This is a genomic window from Rhodovulum sp. (assembly GCF_011048875.1).
Lineage (GTDB): Bacteria > Pseudomonadota > Alphaproteobacteria > Rhodobacterales > Rhodobacteraceae > Rhodovulum > Rhodovulum tesquicola.
In genome coordinates, this window is the sequence record NZ_DSDD01000240.1 from 1 (window position 1) to 4,681 (window position 4,681).

4 protein-coding genes are annotated in these 4,681 nt (G+C 68.1%); all 4 read right to left on the reverse strand.

The features are described from left to right. Window positions 1-141 precede the first annotated feature (141 nt). Complete coding sequence (locus ENN83_RS08425) at window positions 142-1,659, reverse strand: [Fe-Fe] hydrogenase large subunit C-terminal domain-containing protein (RefSeq protein ID WP_287185923.1); 1,518 nt, start codon at window positions 1,657-1,659, stop codon at window positions 142-144. A 3-nt stretch (window positions 1,660-1,662) separates the two neighbouring features. After that, window positions 1,663-1,902: a hypothetical protein gene (locus ENN83_RS08430; RefSeq protein ID WP_287185924.1), complete on the reverse strand. Its 240-nt coding sequence runs from the start codon at window positions 1,900-1,902 to the stop codon at window positions 1,663-1,665. Beyond that, window positions 1,862-3,502 (reverse strand): FAD-dependent oxidoreductase, encoded by a 1,641-nt coding sequence (locus tag ENN83_RS08435; RefSeq protein WP_287185925.1) that lies wholly within the window; start codon window positions 3,500-3,502, stop codon window positions 1,862-1,864. The genes ENN83_RS08430 and ENN83_RS08435 overlap by 41 nt, the downstream gene beginning before the upstream one ends. A 240-nt stretch (window positions 3,503-3,742) precedes the next feature. Beyond that, window positions 3,743-4,681 (reverse strand): SLC13 family permease (locus ENN83_RS08440; RefSeq protein ID WP_287185926.1); only part of this gene is annotated, 939 nt, incomplete at its 5' end.

The following is a 4,681-nucleotide window of genomic DNA, read 5'->3' on the forward strand; positions in this document are numbered from 1 at the left end:
CCACCGCGCGGGCAAAGACCGCCGAAGGCGTGCCCGGAATACCCCAGAGCGTCAGCCGCTCCGCCCCTCGCGCCGGGGGCGCAAGGGCCAGCGCGGCCAGCCCGGCCAGTACCGCGCGGCGGTCGAAACAGGGCCTCCGGGTCAATAGACCATCGTGCTCATGGTGATGTCGTCCCAGATCTCCTTGACGGTATGCTTCAGCTCGCGTCGGCGATCCTCGTAGCTCGTGTGCAGCAATTGCTGCGCAAGTTCCGAGTTCGGCGCGCCCAGGAAATCGCGGTACAGCGCCTGCACCTGCGGGTTGTTGTGCGACCGGCGCACGCGGGCCGCCCGGTCGACCGCATAGATGGTTTCGCGCCGTTTCTGGGCCAGCGGCAGATAGGCCTTTTTCAAACGCGGCGACCCGCCCCCATCGACGCAGCCGCCGGGGCAGGCCATGACCTCGATGAAATCGTAATCGGCCTTGCCTGCCAGCACCGCCTCCACCAGCGCAGGCGTGTCGCCAAGCCCGTGGACCATCGCCACCCTGACCTCGCCCACCTGCCCGCCCAGATCGACGCGGGCCTCGCGGATGCCCTCGAAGCCGCGCAGCTGGGTCAGTTCGATCTGCTTCAGTTCGCGTCCGTTGACGATGGCATAGACGGTGCACAGCGCGGCCTCCATCACACCGCCGGTGGTGCCGAAGACGGCACCCGCGCCGGAATATTCGCGCAAAAAGGGGCTGTCGAAGCCCGAGGATTCCAGCGTCTTCAGGTCGATCCCCTCGCGGCGCAACAGGCGGGCGAATTCGCGGGTGGTCAGCACCACGTCGAAGCCGAGCTTGCGCCAGGCGGTGGCGATATGGCCCTCGACACTGGTGCCGGGGGGCATGCCGAATTCCTCGCCAAAGGCGACGCGCACGGCGGGGGCGAATTGCACCACCGTCACAAGGTCGGGGTCGCAGATGCAGTCGATGGCCCGGTCGGTCTGGTCGCGTTCGCCCAAGGCGTCGGTGGGGCAGACCAGCACGCATTGCCCGCCGGACACGCAGGCCGACGAGAGGTAGTCCTCGGCGCCCCGCAGCGCCACCAGACGGTCAAGCCCGGTGCCCTCCATCGCCAGCGCATCGACCTGCTGGTGATGACGGCAGATCGCGACGCAGCGCTGGCAGCGCACGCAGCGGCGCATGTCGCGCACCATCGCGGGCGAGGTCAGGTCGATAGGCCGCGCCTCGGTCCGGGCACGGTCGAAGAAGCGGTTTTCCGTCAGCCCGACGAACTGCGCCAGATCCTGCAATTCGCAATCGCCATGCCGGATGCAGGTCGCGCAATCCTGCAAATGGTCTGCCATCAGCAATTCCACCTGCAAGCGCTGCATGTCGCGCGCGCGCTTGCTGCGGGTCCGCACCTCCATCGCGTCGCGGATGGGCGTGTTGCAGGCGGTCACGATCTGCGGCGCGTCATGGCCGGCCTGCACGATCTCGACCAAGCAGACGCGGCAGGTGCCGGGGGTGTGGTCAATGTCGTCCGGTTCGCACAGCGTCGGAATATAGATGTCATGCCGCCGCACGCAGGACAGGATGATTTCGTTCGCCCGGCTGGTGCAGGGCGTGCCGTTGAGGATCAGCGCCACGGTCTCGGGCGCGTCGGGGCCGGGTGTGTCGGGGCCGGAGGTGCACATGGCTCAGACCGCTCCTTCGGGGATGGGATGGCCGGTAAGGACCGTGTAGACGCGATAGCAGCGCATGCAGCGCTGCGCCTCGGCATAGGCGGCCTTGGCGCTGATCGTCTGCTCGACCTCCTCGAACATGCGCTTGCGCAATTCGGGGTCGAGTTCGGGATTGTGCACGCGATAGGCGTTGCGCACCGGCGTCTCGACCACGTCATTGGCAAGGAAACCGTTGTCCGCAAGCAGCTTGCGCATCCGCGCGCTTGTAGAACCTGACCGAGCCGCGCTGGGTCCAGTCGTCGATATTGCGCGCGGCCTTCAGCCCATCGGCCATCGCCCAGATCAGCGTCGAGGGGCCGGTGACGCAATCGCCGCCCGCAAAGACACCGGGCCGCGAGGTGGTGAGCGCATCATCCGCGGCCACGCAGCGCCAGCGGTCCAGCGCGACGCCATCCGCCCCGATCCGGCTGCCATCCTCGACCTGCTGGCCGATGGCCGCGATCAGCGTGTCGCAGGGCAATGTCACCTCGCTGCCCGGAATCGGGCGGACCTTGCGCCGGCCGCTGTCGTCGGGCTCGCTCTGTTCCATCTGCGCGACCACGACGCCGGTGACGCGGCCCGCCTGGGTCAGCACGCGGACCGGGTTGCAAAGCGTTTGAAAGGTCACACCCTCGGCCTCGGCATCCGCGATCTCGCCGGGATCGGCGGGCATGTCCTCGCAGGTGCGACGGTAGAGGAGATGCACGCGCCCCGCCCCCAGCCGGATCGCCGAGCGCACGCAATCCATCGCGACATTGCCCCCGCCCACCACCAGCACCTCGCCCGACAAGGACAGCGGCGCAGCCCCCGCAACATGATCGTGAACCCGCAGAAGGAAGTCGATACCGCTGAAATAGCCCGCGCGCGCCTCGTCCTCGCCCGCAACCCCCAAGCGCGAGCCCGCCTGGCAGCCAAGCCCCAAGAATACCGCCCGGTAGCCGCGCGCGAACAGATCGTTGATGCTGAAATCGCGGCCGAGCTGCTGGCCGAACAGGAACCGCCCGCCCGGATCGGCGATGATGTCGGTCTCCATCGCCAGCGTGTCCTTGGGCAGCCGGTAGGCGGGAATGCCGATCTGCGCCATCCCGCCCGCCTGGCTTGCCTTGTCGAACACATCGACATGATAGCCGCGCAACAGCAGATGATAGGCACGGGAAATACCCGCCGGACCCGCACCGACCACCGCCACCCGCATGGCCGGATCCAGCGGCTTGCGGATCATGTCGCGGGTGAATTCCAGCGCGTTCGGGCCCGATTGCGGGTCGGCGACAAAGCGTTTCAGCGTCTTGATGCCCACCGCCTCGTCCACGAACTTGCGCCGGCAGGCCTGTTCGCAATAGCGCACGCAGACCCGCCCGCAGGTCGCCGCCATCGGGTATTTCTGCAACAGAACCCCCAGCGAGGTCTCGGGCTTGCCGTCGCGGATATAGTCGATATAGCGCGGCACGTTCACCTTGGAGGGGCAGGCCTCGATGTAGGGGGCGGTCATGTAGGCCATGCCATGCTGCGCGCGGATCGGGCGTTTCGGGGCCAGTTCTTCCTCGATCCGGCCGCGGAAATGGCCCGGCGCATCCAGCAGCGCCACCGCACAGGTCTGGCCCAGACCGCAAAGCGAGGTTTCGCGCATCTGCTCGCCCAGCACCGCGATCTGATCCAGATCCAGCGGTGCATCCAGCCCGCGCCGCATCGCGTCCAGCGCGTCGCGCACCAGCACCGAGCCCATCCGGCAGGGCGTGCAGACACCGCAGGATTGTTCGGCCGCCTTGCGCATGTAGTGGTAAAGTGCGTCCACAAGGCTGACGCTTTCATCGAACACGAAGAAGCCCCGGTCGCCAAAAAGGCGCGGATCGGGTTGCCCTCGTCGAACTCGTCGAAATTGCGGGGCTCAACGGTGGCTTGCCCTGCCTGCCGGTCGTGGACAACCCCGTCCCAGACCCCACAGGCCACCTGCGTCATGGCGCACTCCCTGCCGGGGACAGCCAGCGTCACCGCCCCTGTCGCCCCGAACCTCGCGCGGAGGGACCGGCCCCGCCATGATCCCGCGCAAGGACAGGGGTCAGAGCGGCCAGACCACCAGCAGAAGCGGCAGGCTGACCACGACCACCAGAATCTCCAGCGGCAGGCCAAGCCGCCAGTAATCCCCAAAGCGAAAGCCGCCGGGGCCCAGGATCAGCGTGTTGTTCTGATGCCCGATGGGGGTCAGGAACGCGCAGGAGGCCCCGATCGCCACCGCCATCAGAAAGCTGTCGGGATTGACACCGAGCGCCGCGGCGATGCCCAGCGCGACCGGGCACAGCACGGCGGCGGTGGCGGCGTTGTTCATCACGTCCGACAGGAACATCGTCGTCACCAGCACCACCGCCAGCGCCGCGACGGCATTGCCCTGCGCTATGGTCTCGACCAGCACGCGCGCCAGCAGATCGGCCGCACCCGTTGCCTGCATCGCACCCGCCACCGGGATCAGCGCGCCCAGCAGCACGATCACCGGCCAGTCGATCGCGGAATAGACCTGCCGGGGCGGCACCGTGCGCAGCAGCATCGAGGCCAGGACCCCCAGCGCAAAGGCCGGGGCCGCGGGCAGAAGACCCAGCGTGACAAGGGCAACGGCGCCCAGCATGATCGCGCCCGCGATGATCGCCATGCGCTTGTCGGGGATGCGCAATTCCCGCTCGCGCAGGGGCACGCAGCCGGTATCGTTGACGAAATCGGCCATCACCTCGGCCGGCCCCTGCATCAGCAGCAGATCGCCCGAGCGGATCCGCAGCGACCGCAGCCGGGTCGGCGGCGGCCGCCCCTCGCGCGAGACCGCCAGCAGGTTCAGCCCGAACCGCGTGCGCAGCCGAAGATCGGTAGCCGATCGTCCCACGATGCTGGACCCCGGCAGAACGGCCAGTTCCCGCAGCACGATATCCTCGTCGCGCTCCGGCTTGTCCTCGGCGTTCTTCTCGTCGTGCTTGCCTGCGCCATCTTCCACGACGTCCTGCGGTCGCGACCC

What these genes read in the sequence shown, in the direction of transcription:
- ENN83_RS08425 (WP_287185923.1), bottom strand. Translation starts at nt 1,659, where the DNA reads ATGTGCACCTCCGGCCCCGACACACCCGGCCCCGACGCGCCCGAGACC.
- ENN83_RS08430 (WP_287185924.1), bottom strand. Translation starts at nt 1,902, where the DNA reads ATGCGCAAGCTGCTTGCGGACAACGGTTTCCTTGCCAATGACGTGGTC.